General features: G+C 33.8%; 20 protein-coding genes. 8 read left to right on the plus strand and 12 right to left on the minus strand.

Annotated elements, in window-relative coordinates:
• Window positions 1-248: 248 nt before the first annotated feature.
• Together CBP76_RS08480 and CBP76_RS08485 are read right to left on the minus strand one after the other, a co-directional pair.
• A complete protein-coding gene (locus tag CBP76_RS08480) occupies window positions 249-1,448 on the minus strand; it encodes a metal-dependent hydrolase family protein (RefSeq protein WP_102196471.1) in 1,200 nt (399 codons plus the stop codon).
• A gap of 16 nt (window positions 1,449-1,464) precedes the next feature.
• Complete coding sequence (locus CBP76_RS08485; RefSeq protein WP_102196472.1) at window positions 1,465-2,664, minus strand: metal-dependent hydrolase family protein; 1,200 nt, start codon at window positions 2,662-2,664, stop codon at window positions 1,465-1,467.
• Window positions 2,665-2,890: 226 nt separating this feature from the next.
• Here CBP76_RS08485 and CBP76_RS08490 point away from each other — a divergent pair, with 226 nt between their 5' ends.
• On the plus strand, window positions 2,891-4,081 hold the full coding sequence (locus CBP76_RS08490) for a hypothetical protein (protein ID WP_102196473.1): 1,191 nt from the start codon (window positions 2,891-2,893) through the stop codon (window positions 4,079-4,081).
• Window positions 4,082-4,161: 80 nt separating this feature from the next.
• Here the strand turns inward: CBP76_RS08490 and CBP76_RS08495 are convergent, their stop codons facing one another.
• Window positions 4,162-5,355, minus strand: coding sequence for a metal-dependent hydrolase family protein (locus CBP76_RS08495; RefSeq protein WP_102196474.1), 1,194 nt, complete (start codon window positions 5,353-5,355; stop codon window positions 4,162-4,164).
• Between the two features lie 196 nt (window positions 5,356-5,551).
• On the opposite strand from CBP76_RS08495, the gene CBP76_RS08500 reads away from it, so the two are divergent.
• Window positions 5,552-6,742 (plus strand): hypothetical protein, encoded by a 1,191-nt coding sequence (locus tag CBP76_RS08500; protein ID WP_102196475.1) that lies wholly within the window; start codon window positions 5,552-5,554, stop codon window positions 6,740-6,742.
• An 83-nt stretch (window positions 6,743-6,825) separates the two neighbouring features.
• Here CBP76_RS08500 and murC read toward each other — a convergent pair whose 3' ends face one another.
• Genes murC through CBP76_RS08515 form a run of 3 tightly spaced genes read right to left on the minus strand, consistent with a single transcriptional unit; the run spans window position 6,826 to window position 9,147 of the window.
• Complete coding sequence (gene murC / locus CBP76_RS08505) at window positions 6,826-8,157, minus strand: UDP-N-acetylmuramate--L-alanine ligase (RefSeq protein WP_102196476.1); 1,332 nt, start codon at window positions 8,155-8,157, stop codon at window positions 6,826-6,828.
• 8 nt (window positions 8,158-8,165) lie between these two features.
• Window positions 8,166-8,798 carry a YtpR family tRNA-binding protein gene (ytpR, locus tag CBP76_RS08510; protein ID WP_102196477.1) on the minus strand — a complete coding sequence of 211 codons (633 nt, stop codon included), beginning with the start codon at window positions 8,796-8,798 and terminating at the stop codon, window positions 8,166-8,168.
• Window positions 8,799-8,820: 22 nt separating this feature from the next.
• Window positions 8,821-9,147 carry a thioredoxin family protein gene (locus CBP76_RS08515; RefSeq protein ID WP_102196478.1) on the minus strand — a complete coding sequence of 109 codons (327 nt, stop codon included), beginning with the start codon at window positions 9,145-9,147 and terminating at the stop codon, window positions 8,821-8,823.
• Between the two features lie 123 nt (window positions 9,148-9,270).
• Between CBP76_RS08515 and CBP76_RS08520 the strand changes: the two genes are divergently transcribed.
• Window positions 9,271-9,585 (plus strand): hypothetical protein, encoded by a 315-nt coding sequence (locus CBP76_RS08520; RefSeq protein WP_102196479.1) that lies wholly within the window; start codon window positions 9,271-9,273, stop codon window positions 9,583-9,585.
• A gap of 11 nt (window positions 9,586-9,596) precedes the next feature.
• On the opposite strand, the gene trmB is transcribed toward CBP76_RS08520, so the two are convergent.
• The 3 genes from trmB to CBP76_RS08535 are packed head-to-tail and all read right to left on the minus strand — an operon-like array spanning window position 9,597 to window position 12,214.
• Entirely contained in the window at window positions 9,597-10,244 is a 648-nt protein-coding gene (gene trmB, locus CBP76_RS08525) for a tRNA (guanosine(46)-N7)-methyltransferase TrmB (RefSeq protein ID WP_102196480.1), read from the minus strand.
• A gap of 18 nt (window positions 10,245-10,262) precedes the next feature.
• A complete protein-coding gene (locus CBP76_RS08530) occupies window positions 10,263-11,480 on the minus strand; it encodes an ABC transporter permease (RefSeq protein WP_102196481.1) in 1,218 nt (405 codons plus the stop codon).
• On the minus strand, window positions 11,480-12,214 hold the full coding sequence (locus CBP76_RS08535; RefSeq protein WP_102196482.1) for an ABC transporter ATP-binding protein: 735 nt from the start codon (window positions 12,212-12,214) through the stop codon (window positions 11,480-11,482). Before CBP76_RS08535 ends, CBP76_RS08530 begins: the two co-directional genes overlap by 1 nt.
• 89 nt (window positions 12,215-12,303) lie before the next feature.
• Here CBP76_RS08535 and CBP76_RS08540 point away from each other — a divergent pair, with 89 nt between their 5' ends.
• The 5 genes from CBP76_RS08540 (at window position 12,304) to CBP76_RS08560 (ending at window position 16,248) form a co-directional block, all read left to right on the plus strand.
• Window positions 12,304-12,732, plus strand: coding sequence for an HIT family protein (locus CBP76_RS08540; RefSeq protein WP_102196483.1), 429 nt, complete (start codon window positions 12,304-12,306; stop codon window positions 12,730-12,732).
• A gap of 1 nt (window position 12,733) precedes the next feature.
• Window positions 12,734-13,024 carry a hypothetical protein gene (locus CBP76_RS08545; RefSeq protein ID WP_102196484.1) on the plus strand — a complete coding sequence of 97 codons (291 nt, stop codon included), beginning with the start codon at window positions 12,734-12,736 and terminating at the stop codon, window positions 13,022-13,024.
• 106 nt (window positions 13,025-13,130) lie between these two features.
• The gene (locus CBP76_RS08550; RefSeq protein WP_102196485.1) at window positions 13,131-14,033 is read left to right on the plus strand and encodes a peptidylprolyl isomerase PrsA; all 903 of its coding nucleotides are present in this window, start codon (window positions 13,131-13,133) and stop codon (window positions 14,031-14,033) included.
• 331 nt (window positions 14,034-14,364) lie between these two features.
• Entirely contained in the window at window positions 14,365-14,826 is a 462-nt protein-coding gene (locus CBP76_RS08555; protein ID WP_102196486.1) for a universal stress protein, read from the plus strand.
• Window positions 14,827-14,865: 39 nt separating this feature from the next.
• Complete coding sequence (locus CBP76_RS08560; RefSeq protein WP_102196487.1) at window positions 14,866-16,248, plus strand: Nramp family divalent metal transporter; 1,383 nt, start codon at window positions 14,866-14,868, stop codon at window positions 16,246-16,248.
• 74 nt (window positions 16,249-16,322) lie between these two features.
• Here the strand turns inward: CBP76_RS08560 and CBP76_RS08565 are convergent, their stop codons facing one another.
• The 3 genes from CBP76_RS08565 to CBP76_RS08575 are packed head-to-tail and all read right to left on the minus strand — an operon-like array spanning window position 16,323 to window position 20,846.
• Window positions 16,323-17,261: a 3'-5' exoribonuclease YhaM family protein gene (locus CBP76_RS08565; protein WP_102196488.1), complete on the minus strand. Its 939-nt coding sequence runs from the start codon at window positions 17,259-17,261 to the stop codon at window positions 16,323-16,325.
• On the minus strand, window positions 17,254-19,680 hold the full coding sequence (locus CBP76_RS08570; protein WP_166667231.1) for an ATP-binding protein: 2,427 nt from the start codon (window positions 19,678-19,680) through the stop codon (window positions 17,254-17,256). Before CBP76_RS08570 ends, CBP76_RS08565 begins: the two co-directional genes overlap by 8 nt.
• A 2-nt stretch (window positions 19,681-19,682) precedes the next feature.
• On the minus strand, window positions 19,683-20,846 hold the full coding sequence (locus tag CBP76_RS08575; RefSeq protein WP_102196490.1) for a metallophosphoesterase family protein: 1,164 nt from the start codon (window positions 20,844-20,846) through the stop codon (window positions 19,683-19,685).
• Between the last annotated feature and the right edge of the window lie 21 nt (window positions 20,847-20,867).

Here is a 20,867-nt window from a genome sequence, read left to right on the forward strand (position 1 = left end):
CGTCTTCGTCGGTAGCGTCAGATGTGGATAATAGACATGTTATTAGGTGCTTACAACTTGACACGTGTTGATACTAAATCTTCCACGTTATTGCCTCTTTTCGTAAAAAAAAACCATGACAATTCACTTTGTCATAGCCTATCTCTTACTTATTACTCTACTATTTTAAAAAAATTATTGCTAGAACAATACGAAAAAATCATGAAGAATGTTCTTTCTTAAATCCTAAGCAGATATAAGGGAAAATTCTATTTCACCAATTGTCCTTTTTTATAAACTTGTTTATCCACCTGCGCAACCGCCTTAATATTTTCTAGAGGATTATCATCTAAAACTAAGAAATCAGCCACTTTATCAAGCTCTAGGCTTCCATAGTTATCAGTAATACCTAACAATTCGGCTGCATACTGTGTTGTTCCCAAAAGTGCCTGATATGGCTTGACACCAAGTTGGGTTATTAATTCCAATTCATCTGTTGTTCCAGTTTCAAAACTGTTAAATGGGGTTCCCGCATCTGTTCCTACTACAACTTTTACGCCTTTCTTCAGAGCCATTCCAATATTTTTAAAGAAATCTTTTTTAACTAGATCATTCTTTTTAATCATATAGTCAGGAATCTTACCAATTCCATATTTATCAATACCAGCACATGCATTCAAAGTGGGTACTAAATATACATTATTTTCTTTCATAAAGTCCGCTTGTTTTTCATCAACATAGATACCATGTTCAATAGAGTCAACACCAGCATCTAAAGAAATTTGGATTCCATTATTTCCCTGTGCATGAGATGCTACGGTCATATGTTTAGTATGAGCTTCCTCAACAGCTGTATGAATTTCTGCTTGGGTTAATTCCGTATCATCCACTTGATCTGTGGAAGACATAACGCCACCAGTTGCCATAACCTTAATATTTTTAGCACCTCGTTTAAATTCCTGACGAACGGACTTACGCATTTCATCTGGTGAATCAACTAAATGTCCCCAAGTGACCTCGCCATTGAGTCCTTCCTTAAAGTCACCATGACCGCCTGTCATAGTCATTGGACGACCTGATGGCACAATCTCAGTACCTCCCAATCGTCCAGACTCTTGTAATTTTCTCAACGTGATATCGACATCAAATGGACAGCCACAATCTCTAATATAAGTAACACCTGCATGTAATAAAGTATTTAAATTTTTCAATGCCGTAAAAGTTACTTCTGTTTCAGATAAATATTCCAATTTATTAGTAATTGGATTCATCATGATATGGGTATGCGCATTGATCAATCCCGGCATTATATATTTATTTTTTAAATCTACTTTTTCATTATTATCGTCCGGAACTCCGATTCCCTTAGCAATTATTTTTCCATTGTCACCAACTGTCAAATAACTATTCTTATAAATCTTGTCTTCAATTCCATTGAATAAATTCAAATTGATAAACGTCTTTGTCATTTTTTAAAAACTCCTTCTAAAATTCCTTTACACCTTTTTTGTATACGGATTTATCAACTTGTTGAATGGCTTTCACATCTGCCACAGGATCACTATCCAAAACTAGGAAATCTGCAAATTTTCCTTCTTTTATAGTTCCGTATTCATCGTCAATCCCCATTAATTCAGCACTATTCAAAGAGGCTTTCAGTGCCTGTTCATTAGTTACTCCTACTTGATTCATTAATTCAAATTCTTTCGTAGCATCCTTGAAGCCATTGAATGGAGTCCCTGCATCTGTCCCAAATGTTAATTTAACTCCAGCCTTAGCAGCTGCTCCAATTCGAGCATAAAATTCTTTAATAAATGAATTTGCTTTATCCAACATATATTGAGGCAGCTTACCTTGACCATATTCAGGAATTGTATAGGCAGCAATTAACGTTGGTGTTAGATAAGTACCTTTTTCCAACATCAGATTAATATCTTCATCAGTAATGTAAGAACCATGTTCAACTGAATCAACGCCAGCAACGATAGCATTATGAATTCCGTTAGCTCCTTCAGCATGGGCTGCAACAGTCATATGTTTAGAATGTGCCTCTTCAACGGCTGTCTTAATTTCTTCAACTGTTAACTCGGTATCATCAATTTGATCAGTGGCTGACATAACACCACCAGTTGCCATAACCTTAATATTTTTAGCACCTAATTTAAATTCACGACGCACGGCCTTACGCATTTCATCTGGTGAATCAACCAAATTGCCCCAAGTTGTTTCACCATCCAACCCTTCGGTAAAGTCTCCATGACCACCAGTAATACTCATTGGTCGACCTGATGGCATAATTTCAGTTCCACCTAATTGACCAGCTTCTTGCAAACGTCGTAGTTTAATATCAACATCAAATGCACAACCACAATCTCTAACATAAGTTACCCCCGCCTTTAGTAAATCTTTTAAATTATTCAAAGCTGTAAATGTAACTTCCGCTTCAGACAAATACTCTAATTTATTACTAATTGGATCCATCATGATATGGGTATGCGCATTAACCAGGCCCGGCATCACATATTTATTTTTTAAATCAACTGTATTCTCAGTTTTGGGAGCATCATTAAACCCTAACTTAATAATCTTTCCAGATTCGTTATCTACAATAAACCAAGCATTTTTTTGAATCTTAGTTTTATTGCCATCAAATAGATTAAAGTTTTTATATAAAGTTTGTGCCATAGTAATGCCTCCTGAATTTATTGATCAAATTCTAAGATTTATTCTAATTTTTGTCAATGATAAATTAAAATATTTTAAATTTTAATAAATTAAGAAACATTATATCCTATAAGTAGTTCTGTTGAAATTAAACTTTTATCCTGAAATCAAATTTGACACTATAATTAAAAAAGAATAAGTTTATTTCTAATATTTCTTTAATCTTGTTATTTAGGAGGACAAGTTTATGAATTATCTTATTGCTTTTACTATTGTTATGGTATTTATGTTAATTGGTGATTGGGTATCCGCCGCCACCAAGGCCTTTATCCCGTCTATTTTTATTACCGCCGTATGTTTTGTGATCGGCTTTTGGACAATCTTGCCCAAAGATATTGTCTCGCAAGCTTCCTTTAATACTCAATTTATCGGAATTGGTATTTCCTTATTGCTTGTTCACTTAGGTACTTTAATGAATTTACGAGAACTACTCGACCAATGGAAAGCTGTCTGTATTGCTTTATTGGGAGTCTGTGGAACATTAATTTTTACTTTAATTGTTGGAACTCTTATTTTTGATTGGCATACAGTTGTTGCTGCTATTCCCCCTCTAACTGGTGGTTTAGTCGCCGCATTACTGATGACTAACGGCCTTAAAGCTGCTGGAATTACAACATTAGTTGCCCTACCCGTTTCTATGTACATTATGCATTCAATGATTGGTTACCCCTTAACATCATTTTTACTCAGAAAAGAAGGTCATCGTTTAGTTAATAAATACCAAAATGAAAAAGACGATCCAAACTCTGATGTTTCTAAAATGATCCATCAAGAACGAATTGAAAACGAAAAGAAGAAACCCATTTTTAATCTTCCTAACCAATATCAAACACCAGTCTTTATTATTGTTAAAGTTGCTTTAGTAGCATTATTAAGTAACTGGGTTGCCGGACTAATGAATGGTGTTATCAATGCTAATGTTATTTGTTTGATTTTCGGAGTTATCGCACATCAATTAGGTTTCTTGGAAGACAATGCTTTAGATAAAGCCAAGGTTTTTAATTGGCTGATGTATGGACTTTTGGCTTATGTATTTTCACAATTAAGTCTAACCACACCTAAAGTTATTGGTGGAATCATCATCCAAATTTTAGTTCTTATTATTCTTGGAATCATTGGTATGTTCATTGCTTCTTTCTTACTTGCCAGACCATTTGGGATGACTAAAAATATGGCATTTGCTTGTTCATTAACTGCATTATTTGGTTTCCCAGCTGATTTTATTTTAACTACCGAGGTTTGTCATAGTGTTGCTTCGAACGACGATGAAGAGGCTTATTTGACCGCCAATATTTTACCTAAAATGTTAGTTGGTGGTTTTGCAACTGTTTCGGTTGCTTCAGTAATCATCGCTTCAATCTTTTTAAAATTACTTTAATTTAATATCAATTCAAAAAGGCTAGTTCAGAAACCGACATTTGAACTAGCCTTTTTGAATTGATAATATTTTATCTAATACTAATATACTTTGATGCCTTTTTTATAAACTGATTTATTTTCTTGTTGTACGGCTTTGATATTTTTTAGTGGGTTTTCATCAAGTACTAAAAAGTCAGCTATTTTCCCTTCTGTTAATGAACCATATTTATCATCTATTCGTAATAAATGGGAACTATTTTTAGTTGCCGATAATAAAGCTTCAGCGTTAGTTGCACCAACATTGGTTAATAATTCTAATTCTTTAGGAATATCACTAAAAGTATTGAATGGTGTTCCGGCATCTGTGCCAAAAGAAATAGGTACACCAGCTTTGGTTGCAACTTTCATACGAGCATAAAATTTTTCCATGAATCCTTTAGCTTTATCAACCATATACTCTGGTAACTTTCCAGTACCATAAGTGGGTATTGAATATGTTGCTATTATTGTCGGGGTGATATAAATGTTTTTTTCCTTAATCAATTCAATATCTTCATCACTAATCAAGCAACCATGCTCAATTGAATCAACCCCAGCCATAATTGCTCTATGTATTCCTGCAGTTCCTTCAGCATGAGCTGCTACTGTCATATGCTTGGTATGAGCTTCTTCGACAGCAACTTGTATCTCTTCTTTTGAAAACTCGACATCATCAATCTGATCGGTAGCCGACATTACACCACCAGTTACCATCAATTTAATATTTTTAACCCCTCTTTTAAACTCTTTGCGAACTGCTTGACGCATCTCGTCAGGCGAGTTAACAATATTACCCCAAGTTGTTTCGCCATCAATACCTTCAACAAAATCAGCGTGTCCGCCAGTTATGCTCATTGGTCGACCTGATGGCACAATCTCTGTTCCACCTAATTTATCTTCTTCTTGAAGTTTATGCAATTTTACATCGACATCAAATGCGCATCCACAATCTCTAATATAAGTAACTCCAGCTTTTAAAGCTTTTTTTAGATTCTCTAATGCTACAAAAGTAACCTCAGTTTCTGATAAGTACTCCAATTTATTACCAATTGGTTCCATCATTAAATGAACATGTGAGTTGATCAACCCAGGCATAACAAATTTATTTTTTAAATCGATTGTATTTTTAACATTAGGTGCATCACCAAAACCAAGTTTAATAATCTTTTCATTATCAATGATAAACCAAGCATTTGGTTGTATTCGAGGATCTTTTCCATCAAACAAATTAAAATTTTTATATAAAGTTTGCATTGCAGACCACTCCTCTCAGAGCTAATATGCCATGAGTTTAAAATCTATTTATTCTATTGTCAAAACTAAACAATTAATTTATAGACCAATATACTTATTGTCTGATTAGGGCTTTATACATTGATTAAATCATCAAAACATCATAAATTTTGCAATAAGAAACTAGAACTTATTTTTTATCTGGGAGGCTCAGTACATGACTTATCTTCTATCATTTACTATTGTTATGATCTTTATGTTAATTGGTGAGTGGATATCCGCTGCAACGAAAGCGTTCGTTCCTTCGATTTTCATTACTGCTGTACTCTTTGCAATTGGATTCTGGACCATTCTTCCTAAAAATATTGTTGCCCAAGCATCATACACACCTCAATTTGTCGGTGTTGCTATGTCGCTTTTATTGGTACAAATGGGCAGTTTAATGAATCTGAAGGAATTATTCAATCAATGGAAGGCTGTTTGTATCGCTTTACTGGGAGTCTGTGGAACTTTGATCTTCACTTTAGTAATTGGATCACTCTTTTTCAATTGGAAAACAGTGGTCGCAGCTGTTCCTCCATTAACTGGTGGCATCGTTGCTGCGTTATTAATGACCAATGGTCTCAAGTCTGCAGGAATCACGACTCTTGTTGCCTTACCGGTTTCAATGTTTATTATGCATTCAATGATTGGTTACCCCTTGACCGCTATTCTGCTTAGAAAAGAGGGCAAGCGTCTATCCATAAAATATCATCAGGAAAAAGATAACCCAAATTCTGATGTTTCTAAACTAATTAGACAGCATAAAATTTCTGAGGACTCACAAAAACCTTTTCTTAACTTGCCACCGCAATTTCAAACACCAATTTTTATTATTGCCCGTGTTGCCATTGTTGCTCTCCTAGCCAACTGGATAGGACTTTTATTACATGGTGTCATCAATGCCAATGTTATTTGTTTAATCTTCGGTGTAATTGCTCATCAATTTGGTTTCATAGAGACAAACGCCTTAGATAAAGCCAAAATTTTTAATTGGTTAATGTACGGTTTGTTAGCATATATTTTTGCTCAATTAAGCCTAACCACTCCAGCAATTATTGGAAAAATAATCATTCAAATTGTTGTATTAATTCTTTTGGGGATTTCTGGAATGTTCATTGCTTCATTTCTACTTGCTAAACCATTTGGTTTCAGTCGTGAAATGGCCTTTGCCTGCTCATTAACCGCTCTCTTTGGTTTCCCAGCTGATTTTATTCTTACAACTGAAATCTGTCGAACTGTTGCTAAGGACAGTGATGAAGAGGCCTACTTGACTGAAAATATTCTACCTAAAATGTTGGTTGGTGGCTTCGCTACAGTGTCCGTAGCTTCTGTTATTATTGCCTCAATTTTCTTAAAATTGCTTTAAATTAAATTCATTACAAAAAAGGTTCTAGTAATAATCAAAATCCGATTATCACTAGAACCTTTTATATTAAAACATAACTATTTTTATTGTTGATTAGGATTTAAAGTACTTAACAATTGTTCATAAGCCGTTTCATACTTTTGAACATCGCCAGCACCCATGAAGATCATCACAGTATCGTGATAATCCAATAATGGTGACAAATCATCAAGTGTTAGAACATTTCCACCTTTACTGATTTTATCGCCTAAATCTTTACTTGTTATATCACCATGAGCTTCACGAATTGAACCGAAGATATTAGTCAAGTAAACCTCATCAGCCAAATCAAGTGATTTAGCAAAATCATCCATCAAAGCTAAGGTTCTCGTATAAGTATGTGGTTGGAATACAGCAACAATTTTCTTATCAGGGTATTTTTGTCTAGCAGCATCAATTGTTGCCTTAATTTCTTGTGGATGGTGAGCATAATCATCGATGATAACTTGATCAGCAACTTTCTTTTCACTGAAACGTCTCTTAACACCACTAAATGTTTGTAATTCACGATTGATCAAAGCATGGTCTAGTTTTTCCATATGACCAACACCAATAACAGCTAGTGAGTTCAAGACATTATGTTCACCGAACAATGGAACTTGGAAGTTACCAATATTTTCACCATTAATAGATACATCAAAAGATGATCCCTTAACAGTTCTCTTAATATTAGTTGCACGAATGTAATCTGACTCATTTAATCCATAGGTATAAATTGGGGCATCTGCCTGAATCTTCTTGGCATGTGCATCTTCACCCCAAATGAAAATACCCTTCTTAGTCTTTCTAGCTTCTGATTCAAAAGCATCGACAACATCATCAATCCCACCGAAGAAATAATCTGGATGATCAAAATCAATATTAGTAATGATCAAATAATCTGGTGAGTAGGCCAAGAAATGACGACGATATTCATCTGCTTCAAAAACAAAGAATTTGGCATCTTTGATACCCTTACCAGTACCATCGCCGATTAAATATGACGTTTTAGCAATTCCACTCAATGTATGTGCTAAAAGTCCAGTCGTACTTGTTTTACCATGTGACCCAGCAATACCGATTGATGTATAATCATTGACCAATTTACCCACTAGTTCTGGATAAGTAATTACTGGTAAGTGCATATCATTAGCTTTTTTTATTTCTACTTGATCATCATTAAAGGCATTTCCTTTAACAATTGTTAAACCCTCATGAATATTCTTTTCATCAAAGGGTAGAATTTTAATTCCTGCTTGTTCAAGTCCACGTTGAGTAAATGTATATTTATCAATATCTGAACCTTGAATTTCATATCCTAAATCTTTCAAGATGAGTGCTAAAGCACTCATTCCTGTTCCTTTAATTCCAACAAAATGATAGACTGTCTTTTCCATAATAACTCCTAATCGAACAAATTCTTTGCTGCTTCAAAATCAAAAGCTTGACCAGCTTTGCCACTCTCAAGCACTAAAATACCACGTTTTTGTGGTGCATTAGGAATAGCAAGTTCTCTAGCTGAACAAATCATCCCATAGCTATCAACACCACGCAAAGCACCAGGCCAAATCTCCGTTCCTGTAGGCATTACCGCTCCTGGTAACGCAACAACAACTAATTGTCCTTGTTCAATATTGGGTGCTCCACAAACGATTTGAACTGGTTTATCGAATCCAACATCAGTTTGAGTAATGTGTAGATGGTCTGAATCAGGATGAGCTTTGATCTCGTCAACATGTCCTATTACAAACTTAGGACTATTGTCAGTTTCTAATTCATCAGAAAAGCCTGCTTTGACAATTGCAGCATTTAAAATACTTACTTGCTCGTCATCAAGAAATACTTGACCTGAGTTATCTTGGATACCTAGTTCCTTACCTAGGCCAAAGAAATTAAAACCGATAACTGCATCGTTATCTTCATTGAAGATACGTACAACATTATCCTTTTGGATAGTTTCTTGTGTTTTGACATCTTCTGCTGTCTCAACAATTAAAACGTCCCCTAAAACATCTGGATTATAAAAGCTTAATAGCAAGTTCTTTCCCTCACTTGATTAATTATTTGTTAATTACACTGTTAATAAAGGTCTCAACTTCTTCTTTAGTTTTTCGATCTTTATTTACTAGTCTACCAATTTCTTTTCCATTTTCAATAACAACAAAGCTAGGGATACCCATAATTCCTAATTCTTGAGCAATTTCCATATTATCGTCACGGTTGAAACTGATCCAATTAAAGTCTGAATATTCTTGTTCTAGTTCTGGCAATTTAGGTTCGATGAATTTGCAATCTGGGCACCAGTCAGCGTGCCAAAACATAATATGTTTGCCTGCTTTTGTAACTTCGTGCCAATCTTTTACACCATAATCTTCAAATGTTTTCATAATATTCACCTCATAAATAAGATACTTTTTATTTGTTAAACGGTCAATTAAGTGATCTTGAGCATTTTAATGTTATATAATAGTGGTAATATATCAGTAAATCAAAATCAAGGAGTGATTTTTATGAGTAAAAAAGGTATCGGTTCATTAATCGTTGCTGGTACTGTACTCGCTGCTAGTGCGGCTGCTACAGTCTTAGTAAAACACCATCTAGATAGCGAGAAAATAATTGATAAGGTTAAGTCCGTTTTGGGCGAAGATAGTAAGGTAATTGGATCATGGGTTGAACCATTCTACCAGAGAGTAGACGTCAACGGACGTTCAACTTGGGGAATCGTAGGTGGAGTTACAACAATGGACGAATTCGATGTTGCTCAATATCACTTCATCGCTGATGCCATTACCGGTGAGCTTTTAAACATTAAAAAGGTACAATAAACAATCTTTAACTATTTTTTAAATTGGGCTTTCAGGTAATTTATCCTGAAGCCTTTTTTTGAGAATTTTTCTTCATACTCAGTTTCGATATTATCTTGATTTAATGCTAAATCATTATGGAGATCTAGGGAAATCTCATCAAATTTCATCCCATAATTGTTCATGCTAATCAAAGAATATTCGAATAATCCCTGATTGTCAGTCTTAAAACGCAAATAACCATCGTCTTTTAAAATATATTGATATTGTTTCAGAAATGATTTATACGTCAAACGTCTCTTTTCATGGCGTGTTTTGGGCCATGGATCTGAGAAGTTTAAATAAACTCCATCAATTTCATTTTCGGCAAAATATTCCGATAAATCAGCACCGTTTGCTAATAAAAGTTGCAAGTTGGGTAGTTTTAACTCGACTTGCTTTTTTAGTACCAAAGCAATCGCACCCTCTTGGACCTCCATAGCAATATAATTATTTTGAGGATTTTGTTTAGCCAATTCAGTAATAAATCTTCCCTTACCTGAACCAACTTCAATAAACAAAGGTTGTCTTTTTTCAAAACGATCTTGCCATTTTCCTTGCATATTTTCTGGTTGAATAGCAATTAGGTCAAGATTGTCATTGATCATTTCCTTAGCCCAAGGTTTGTTTCTTAATCGCATAAATATTAATACTCTCCATTAATCTAGATATTTTTTTAATTGTCTTGGCATATAGAAATAGTTTACAAATATCAAAACAGCCAATCCCGCTACGATGATGATCAAACTATTCATACTCAAGCCAAATTTATAAACAATTGCTAACGCACTAATAAACCACTGAATTGACAAAATTATTGTACTCAATTTAGTGAAGTCTGAAATTTTAGTTTTTCCTTCAATTGGATAAAGTCGTTGCATAAGATTTTGCATAACCTCTTTAAAGTAAGGTTTCAATTGAAAACCTACCAAGTAAATAAATAGCATCTCTACTATTAATGAAATATAAAAGTTATCAATTAAAACCAACATAATCGCTTGAATAACAGTTAATCTTAAAAATAAACCAATGTATTCATTGTTTCTAACAAAACCACGTGCAAATAAATATAAATACGTATTGTTAGAGACCGGTTTAATTGGTTTAAATAAACCATCCAACCACTTACGACGTTTGATTTTACTGTTAACTCCGGGTACATCAGTAAATAAATTATAGAAACGTTTAATTCTAAACATTCTTTGATTTTCAGTCTCAATTGCAAAGTCCCATTGTAATTGACCACTGTTTTCCAATTTCTTCGACTGATTATTTAAGAATAAATAGTAGATCACTGCAATAACAATCATTGTCCAACTAAATAAATAGGTCGAAACAATCAGAGAAATCACCAACAATACATTAGATACTATCCGCATACTGACATTGCCTAATTTAGCTTGGTTATAAATTTCCATCAAATTTATATTTAAAGAACCTAATTTGTAAATTATTAAACCAACAGCAATAACTACAATATCAACAATTCTTAATCCAGCTCCTCTAGAAGAAAAAGCTGATAATAAGAAATTTACTAAAGCTACTGTTACGATTGGCATAAAGCTGCTATATCTTTTAGCAGCTTTAAAATATTTATAGAATTCTTTTTCCTTTACCAATAGAAAAGTACTGTCCGGATCTTCCAATAAGGTTGCAACTCCACCTATCTGAATTGTAAGAAATAACAATAATATGACAATTGGTTTGCCAAACACTAATTGATGATGAATTGTACCCAAAAGATTAGAATACCAGAACCCCAAGGCTCCTATCAAGACAATAAAGGCTAAAACAAAATTGTCATTGAAAATCAATCTCAGATACTTAAATTGATTAAGCTGATGTCTTCTTAATCGTTCATTCCATAGCTTTAACATTAGAGATCCTCATTTGACATCTTAATATAGATATCATCCAAATTAGAATCTTCTCGCATACCGAAATTAGCCTTTAGTTGATCAAGTGTTCCATCAGCCCTTACTTGACCATGATTAATCAAAACAAATTTATCAGCATGATCCTGAACAGTGGCTAAAACGTGAGTAGACATCAAAACTGAACAGCCCGCTTTTTTCTTAGACTCAACAATATTTAATAAATCATTTACAGCCAATGGATCAAGTCCGGTAAATGGCTCATCAATAATGAACAAACTTGCATCTGTCATAAAGGCACATACAATCATTACTTTTTGTTTCATACCCTTTGAAAAGTTCTGAGGAAACCAATCCAATTTGTTATCTAGACGAAATATCTTTAATAATTCATTAGCATTTTTCCAAGTTTTATCATGGTCAAGATCATAAGCCATTATAGTCATCTCAATGTGTTCTCTTAATGTCAATTCAGGATAAAGAATTGGCATCTCGGGAACATATGCAATCTTTTTACGATATTTCTCAACATCATCATGTAAGCTTACACCATCAATTAAAATTTGACCGCCACGCGGATTAAGTAAGCCAATAATGTGTTTTATCGTCGTTGATTTACCAGCACCGTTCAAACCAATCAAACCTACGACCTGACCACTTTCAACTGTAAATGTTTCTTTCTTTAAAACTGATACTTGACCGTATCCTCCGGTCAGTTCTTTTACTTCTAACGTCATGGATTAAACCACCTATTATCTGTTTTTAATAATGTTATTATGATAGCATTGTAATAAATATAATGCTGTTTTTGAAAGGAGATTTTTACATGGATGATTGTATCTTTTGCAAAATAATTAATAATGAAATTCCTAGTACTACAATCTACGAGGACGATGATATCAAAGCTTTCTTTGATATTTCCCAAGTAACACCTGGACATACTCTTGTCGTTCCTAAAAAGCATGTTCAAGATATTTTTGCTTATGATGAGGATTTGGCACAACGTGTTTTCAAGAAAGTTCCTATGATCGCTCGTGCAATTAAAGCATCGAACCCAGATATTATCGGTATGAACATCTGCCAAAACAATGGTGAAATTGCCTATCAAAGCGTCATGCATTCACACATTCATTTAGTACCTCGTTATTCTAAAGATGATGATTTTTCAATGCACTGGGGAGATAATACTGGTTTAGCAAGTAATGATGAATTACAAGCCCGTGCGAATAAAATCAAACAAAACTTGGAGGATTAAGATGAAATTTTTTACTGGATTCGTAGTCGGAACAATTTCTGGTATTGCTATTAATATTTTGCAATCTGATACTACACCTAACCTCAATGATACCAAGTTATTTCGCAATATAAAAGATTTTAAGGATATATTAGCAGATTTACAAAAAAATGCCTCAGTTGTTCCGGAGGTTTTATCTGGAATTCAAAATGATATAGCAGACTATTCTCAGAGCATCAAACCTGATGTTGAGGAACTTCAAAGTTCAATTGCAGATATGCAGTCAACTATTGATGAATTCAACAATAAATAGTGCCAATTATGAATTTTTTGTGATTTTTTCCTAAAATGGCAAACTATTAGCTTTAATTTATGGTAGTCTTTTCAATTGTAGACATATTAATTAAGGATGTGTAAAGATGAATAAACGATTAACTAAGTGGATCTTAGCTATTGCTGGTCTATTTATGGTAACAGTTGTTGCCGGTTGTTCTGGTAACAAGACCGTTGCTACTCTTAAAGGTGGCAGAATTACCCAAGAAGAATACTACAAAGAAATGAAGAGTTCTTCATCCGGTAAACAAACACTTCAAACCATGATTATTTCTAAGGCCCTTGAGGACCAATATGGTAAGGATGTATCAACAAAGCAAGTAGATAAGGAATACAACAAATATAAGAACCAATACGGTTCATCATTCAGTTCTATTCTTCAACAAAATGGTATGACAACCGCTCAATTCAAGAAGAACATTCGTACTAACCTTCTTACAAAAGTTGCTTTGAAGAAGAACAAGACAATTACAAACGCTCAACTTAAAAAAGAATGGAAGAGCTACCAACCTAAGATTCAAGTTGCACAAATTCTCGTAAGCAAAAAAGCTACTGCCGAAGAAGTTATTACAAAACTTCAAAACGGTGAAGATTTTGCTAAGTTAGCTAAAGAATATTCAACTGATTCAGCTACAAAGAACAAGGGTGGTAAGATGGCTGCCTTTGATAACGATAGTACAAGTATCGATACCGACTTTAAGACAGCTGCATATAAACTAGATAAGGTTGGAGATTATACATCAACACCTGTTAAGACTAGTTATGGTTACAGTGTTATTCAACTTGTTAAGAAACCTTCTAAGGGTAAGATGAGCGATCACACTGCTGAACTTAAATCTAAGATTTACGCTTCATGGATGCAAGATTCTACTGTTATGCAAAGCGTAGTTTCTAAGGTATTAAAGAAAGCTGATGTATCTATTAAAGATAGTGACTTGAAAGATGTTCTATCAGGTTATGTATCATCATCTTCTTCATCTAAAAAATAACTAAGATAAAAATAACGTTGGTAAATTACTAACGTTATTTTTTCTTAATTATCAGAAATATTCTTTAATAAAGTTATACATAAAACAAAATAATCTCTATAATTAAGTAGGGTGTTGCCAAGTTGTATATTGACAATATTCTACTTATTTTTTTTAGGTTCAAAAACTTCTATCAACTGATCTGAATATTTTAAACAATTTTTACTTTAATTTAGTTTTATAAAGTTATTCTTTTCCCAATGAATTTATTTAAGCTTGTGCTAGTCTCAAACACGGGTATCATGAGAATGAAACACCTTATCATAAAGTTACAATTAAGGAGGAATTTATTATGGATAACAAATCAGTTAAAGATCCATTAGTATATCGACGTATTTTACTAACTGTTGATGAAGACGACAATGAATCCACTACTCGTGCCTTTCGTTTTGCCATAACTTTGGCACATGATTATGATGCTGTCTTGGGCATTGTTTCAGTTATGGAGAGCGAAGATATTAATATCTTTGATTCTCTCACTCCATCAAAAATCAAGGAAAAGCGTGACGAGTTAAAAAAGGTCGTAAGCAATTATGTCGATACTGCTGAAGAAAATGGTCTCAGAAGGGTTGAACCTCTTGCCTATGAAGGTGGCGACGTTGATGACGTCATCCTAGAGCGTGTAATTCCCGACTTTAAACCGGACCTAATAGTTACTGGAGCGGATACCCAATTTCCACATTCCAAAATTGCTGGTGCGATTGGCCCCCGTTTGGCCAAAAGAGCTGATGTTTCAGTAATTGTTGTCCGCTAATGGAATTACACCGTAGGATAAAATCTACGAAAAGAGGTCATGTCATTGAAACAAAAAAATGAAAAAGAACATGAAGGAAAGTTTATTGAAAGTACTGGCAAACAACGGAAAAGCCTTGATGAAATCAATGGTTCAATCGATGTACCGGATAATGCTGGGTATTTTAAGACTCTCCTTGCCTACACGGGCCCTGGAGCTTTAATTGCGGTTGGATATATGGATCCTGGTAACTGGATAACCTCTATTGGTGGTGGTGCTCAATTCAAGTACACCCTACTAAGTGTCGTTTTGCTATCTAGTTTAATTGCCATGTTACTACAAGCGATGTCAGCTAGATTAGGAATTGTTACCGGGCGTGATTTGGCTCAATTGACAAGGGATCGAACTTCTAAAGTTGGTGGCTTTGTCCTTTGGGTTATCACTGAATTAGCTATTATGGCAACTGATGTAGCCGAAATCATTGGTTCAGGTATTGCACTTGAATTATTATTTGGTTTTCCACTAATAGTTGGTATTACCATCACTGCTTTTGATGTTTTAATTTTATTATTCTTAATGAAACTTGGTTTTCATAAAATCGAAGCTATTGTTGCTACATTGGTAGCTGTTATTCTCTTTGTCTTTGCGTATGAGGTATTTTTATCTAAGCCGGATGCTCTAGGAGTTCTAAGCGGTTATGTCCCTAGAGCTAAGATTTTAACTAATCAGCCAATGCTTTACTTAGCCTTAGGTATCGTTGGTGCTACTGTTATGCCCCATGACCTATATCTTGGATCATCAATTTCTCAAACCCGTAAATATGATATTGAGGACCCCGCTTCTGTTAAAAAGACAATTCGTTTTACAATCGCTGATTCTAATATCCAATTAACTTTAGCTTTTGTTGTTAACAGTTTACTATTGATTTTGGGAGCTGCTCTTTTCTATGGCACTAACAGCGATTTGGGTCGATTTGTTGATTTATTTAACGCTTTAAGTAATTCTAAAATTGTTGGAGCAATTGCCAGTCCTGTTTTAAGTATGCTATTTGCAATTGCTTTATTGGCCTCTGGTCAAAGCTCAACCATTACTGGTACATTGGCTGGACAATTGATTATGGAAGGGTTCATCCATTTGAAGATGCCACTCTGGGCTCAACGTCTTCTAACACGTTTATTTTCAATTGTACCAGTCTTGATTTTTGCCATTTACTTCCATGGTAATGAGGCCAAGATTGAAGGACTATTAACCTTCTCACAAGTGTTCTTATCAGTAGCTTTACCATTTGCCATGATTCCATTAATTATCTTTACTAGTGATAAGAAACTTATGGGACAATTTGTGAATAAAACTTGGGTCAAATACCTATCTTGGATTGTTGCTGTAATTTTGGTTATTTTAAACATCCAGCTAATTTGGACAACAATACAGCCTATGCTCTAAAATCCAATTTAAATATTTGTTTCATTTAATCAAAATAAGGACCACAACTCAACTTTGAGCTGTGGTCCTTATTTTTAACTATGTTTGTAAAACGCACGATTATCAAGGCCAAAAATTCTTTCTGAAAATTTGCCATCCTCTGTCTTCTTTAAAGCCTTAGTTATCATATTAATTGACGCATCCATCATATCAATATTGTGTAAAACTTCTGCTTCTAATATTTTGGGACGTTCAGGCGAACCATATTCTAATAATCCATGGTGCGAAAGTATCATATGCCTCAAAAGAATCATATCTTCACTATCTAAATTAATATCAAGTTGTTGTGCCGCTTTAACAATTTCTTCGTCAATAATTGTAATATGACCTAACATATTACCTTCAAAGGTATATTCAATATCTAAACTGCCAGTAAGTTCAATAATTTTACCAAAATCATGCAAACAAGCTCCTGCAATCAAAAGTGCACGATTGATCTGTGAGTATTGATCAGAAATACTTTCAGCCATTCTCACCATACTCAAGGTATGAAAAGCTAAACCACCTTGAAAATCATGATGATTAGTTTTAGCGGCTGCACTAGTAAAAAATTGATCATGGTACTTTTTAAACAAATATCTAACAATTCTATTCCATGAACCATTAGTAATTTGTAAAAATACATCATCAAATTCTGCTTCCATATCTTTTTGTTTCATAGGTGCAGTTTGAACAAATTGTGACATGTCAACCGTTTCAGTATCCAATAAACCGAGACGAGTAATATTGATCTGTGGCTTACCTTGATATAGATCCCTACGCCCCTCAAGCTGAACTACTGCTCCTACATGAAACTTTTTGGCATCTTCTTCACTGGCATCCCAATACTTACCTGGAATTTGACCAGATTTATCTTCGAAAACTAATGACAAAAAATTTTTGCCATTTTTGGCAAGTCGAAAGTCGGAACGCTTGATAATAACTTCCAAACTCATATTCTCGCCATTATTAAAATCAACTATATGTTTAGGCACTAACTACGTCCTCCAATTTCATAATATGATCATCAGGTACATTAGGTTCATTGGCAGTTACATAAATAACTTGATTATTCTGTGCGATCTTTTGAACCAATTTAAAAACATTCTCTGTTCGAGAACTATCAAAATCAACAAAGGCATCATCAATCAAAATTGGTAGTTTAACTAAATCAGCAATCTCCGTTACAAAAGCCAATCGTAAAGAAATATACAATTGAATCGTAGTTGCTTTCGATAATTCATGCACATCAAAGCGATTCTTTTTAGCACTTGTAACAATAATTCCACTTTTACTAAAATCAATTTTGACATAATTATGATTCGTCAACAAATCAAAATATTGTGTAGCTTTGTCAATCATCTTGGGATAGCGATTTTTTGTTGCATTATTCAACATATTGCGAATCCATTGGCTAGCTAATTTTTTGGATAACCACTCATCGTAATTATCAATAATATCCGCTTCATTTTGAGCTAATTCTTCAACCATATGTTGATAGCGATTGTTATCCATAATCTGCTGCATTTGCTCTTTTAAAGAACCCATTTGTCGACTTAATTCATTATTCTTATCCGCTAACTGATTTTTGATATTAGCTGCCTTAGTAAGCTCCTTAGTCAATTGACTATAATCAGAGTATTTCTTTAGCTCCGATAAATCATTTCCCAAAAAATCTTTATCCTGTTTAATTTGAGTAATAACTTTTTTATTTTCAATTTGTTGAGTACGCATTTGAATAAATGAATTCATATTAACCACTTGGTACTTTTGTAGAACTGCAAATATTTCTTTATTTAATTCACGTAAGCGACGATTTTTTTCGTCAGCAATTTTTTGAGTTTCGGCTTGATTTTGTTGAGCTAAGTCTGCCTTTGCCCTAATTTGATCCAAACGTATGAAGTATTTTTCAATTTGTTCATTATAATTGTCATCTTTATATGACTCATCTAAAACATCCAATTCAATCAGAATCTTACGCCATTTATTAAGATCAACCTCAATTGCTTTAATACCATCGATTAAGCTATTTTGAGTTGTATGAAAGTTATCTAAGGATATTACTGTACTTTGCAAATTCAAAATAGTTTCCGGATTTAGATTTCCATAGCCTTTTTGTTGTAAAAAAGCATAACCATTTACATCATTCTTAGTCTTTCCAGAATAGTTTTGATACCAATACCATATGGCACCCGCAATCGCCACGAGTGCAAATAATATCCTTAGTGGACTAATTACAAAAGCCAAAACTATTGATATTGCCACGATAATCAATGGTAAATTATTAATCTTAGGGCTTGGTTTTGCCAGTGCTTCTATCTCTTCACTTGTTAATGGAACCATCTCTTCAGATAATTCAGGATGATTTTTAAATAATTGATCTACTTGAGTATCCACTTTTAATAGTTTGGAATTCATATCATCACGATGAAATTGTAAATTTTGTAACTCAAACTTCTGATTCCTAACATAATCCAATCGTGTCTGATTAGTTCGGTAATTATTAAGTATTTGTTTCTCAACATTATCTAACTCAGAAATTTTATTAGCAGTAGGGGTTTCTTTGAGCGTACTTAGCTCCTGATTAGCCTTCAGCACACTTTCCCAATCTTCGTCAGAGATCACTTGTCTTTCATCAGTTTGACTACCAGTTTGTTGTAATTGTTCATACCGTAGCCATTTTTTTTCGAGATTACGAAGGTTATTTTCCTTCTCAGTCGCCTGATTCAACAGTAATTCATTATCAGAAAAATTTTTCTCGGTTTGATCAAGCTGATTTTTAACACGTTGATAAGCAGCTTGCTGATTCTCGATTTCAGCTTTTTCTTCCAATAACTTATCTTGTCTTTTTAGATTGACAACTAAAGGTTGTTTTTGACCACGTTGTTTATAAATATCTTCTGCCTCATGATTCAGTTGTTCCGCGGTTTGAAGCCATTCTTTACTACCAACTGCCCCAACTGACATAACCTCATTTTCCAATTGCTTTTCGTCAAGACTATAAATTGACAAAATACTTCTATCATCGAAAATATGAGTGTTTTCAAAATCATCTTTTGTAAAATTGCCAATTATCTCTGATAACAATGTCTTTGGAACTTGTTGTTCATCATGGAAAAGAGTTACCTCACCATCGCCTTTACCATCAATCCTCTTTACTGTCCAAATACTTTGATCATCCGACTTAAAAACTAATTCACCACCATAGCGACTGCTATTCTTAGGTTTATATTGTAAAAATTTATTTTCGCCACGAGCTGAAGCGAATCCAAAGAGAATGCTTTGAATGAAATTCAGCAAAGTGGTCTTACCGGCTTCATTGGAACCAACAATAACTTGATAATCTTGCTCAAAGTTAAATTCTTGGTCAATCCATTTACCAAAACCGTATATGTTTGCTTTAACTAATTTCACGATTACTCTCCAGTGTATTTTTGATTAATTGTATTTCTTGTCAATTTTATTATATGCTCTAAAAACTCTGGATCATTAATATGATTACGAATAATTGCCGATGAATATAACTTATTATCCAAATCCTTAATATCATCTAGATTAATTGTTTGTTTTTCAGCCTGATCCCAATACTTCTGATCGATTTTCGACAATTGAGGATTGTCATTATACTGAAGGTATATTTTATAAAGTCGGCCAGTTGTTTCAATTTCTGAAAAATGTTGAATGATCTCATTTCGATCAATTGTTTTAATAATATCTGATCCAAGATTTTGAGCATCATTAATAGTTAAAGTTATTAAACTATTAGGTTGATCCAATTTATCCATGATCTCGGTAATCAAGGAATCCAATGTATCTGTTGTTTTAGCAGTTATTTTCTCTTGAATCCACGTATAACAACTGCTCTGCACAAACTTCATATGTGTTACCTTATTCTCGACCGAAACGATATAGAATCCCTTAGGAGTCGTTTCATTTTGATTACGACCTTGAATATCACCTGGATAAACAATCATCGGTGCTTGATGAAGGACTTGTCTTTTATGGATATGACCTAATGCCCAGTAATCATAACCCTTATCCAACAGGTCATTGATTCGGAAGGGCGCATAATTATCGTCGCCAACCCCTGCATGCAATAAACCGATTTGATAATCAAAGTCCCCTCTCAAAGGATAATTCTCTATCATCCGATTATTTATATGTTGCTGATAATAACTAAAACCAGTTATCCCAACTTTCAGTCCATCACGAGTAGTTAACGCCTGAGTTGATACATTTTGACCAAATATTTTAACATTCTTTGGAAAATCGATTACAGAAAAATTATTACGGTAATAATCATGATTACCATAAATCATATAAACTTTAATATTTTCCTGATCTAATTTTTCAAATTCTTTTTTCAAAAACATTTGTGCCTTTAAAGAACTATCAGTGTCATCAAAAATATCCCCTGCTAAGATAACAAAATCGACTTGCTCAGAAATAGCCGTAGCAAATAATTTTTCTGCTGCTAAATAAGTTGATTCTTTTAATCTCTTTTGAAGAGTCTTAGAAAAACTACTAATACCAATAAAAGGCGTATCTAAATGTAAATCAGCTGCATGCAAAAACTTCATTCTTTTCCTCCAGTAAAAGAA

Source organism: Companilactobacillus nuruki (genome assembly GCF_002872255.1).
In the GTDB taxonomy this organism is placed as follows: domain Bacteria; phylum Bacillota; class Bacilli; order Lactobacillales; family Lactobacillaceae; genus Companilactobacillus; species Companilactobacillus nuruki.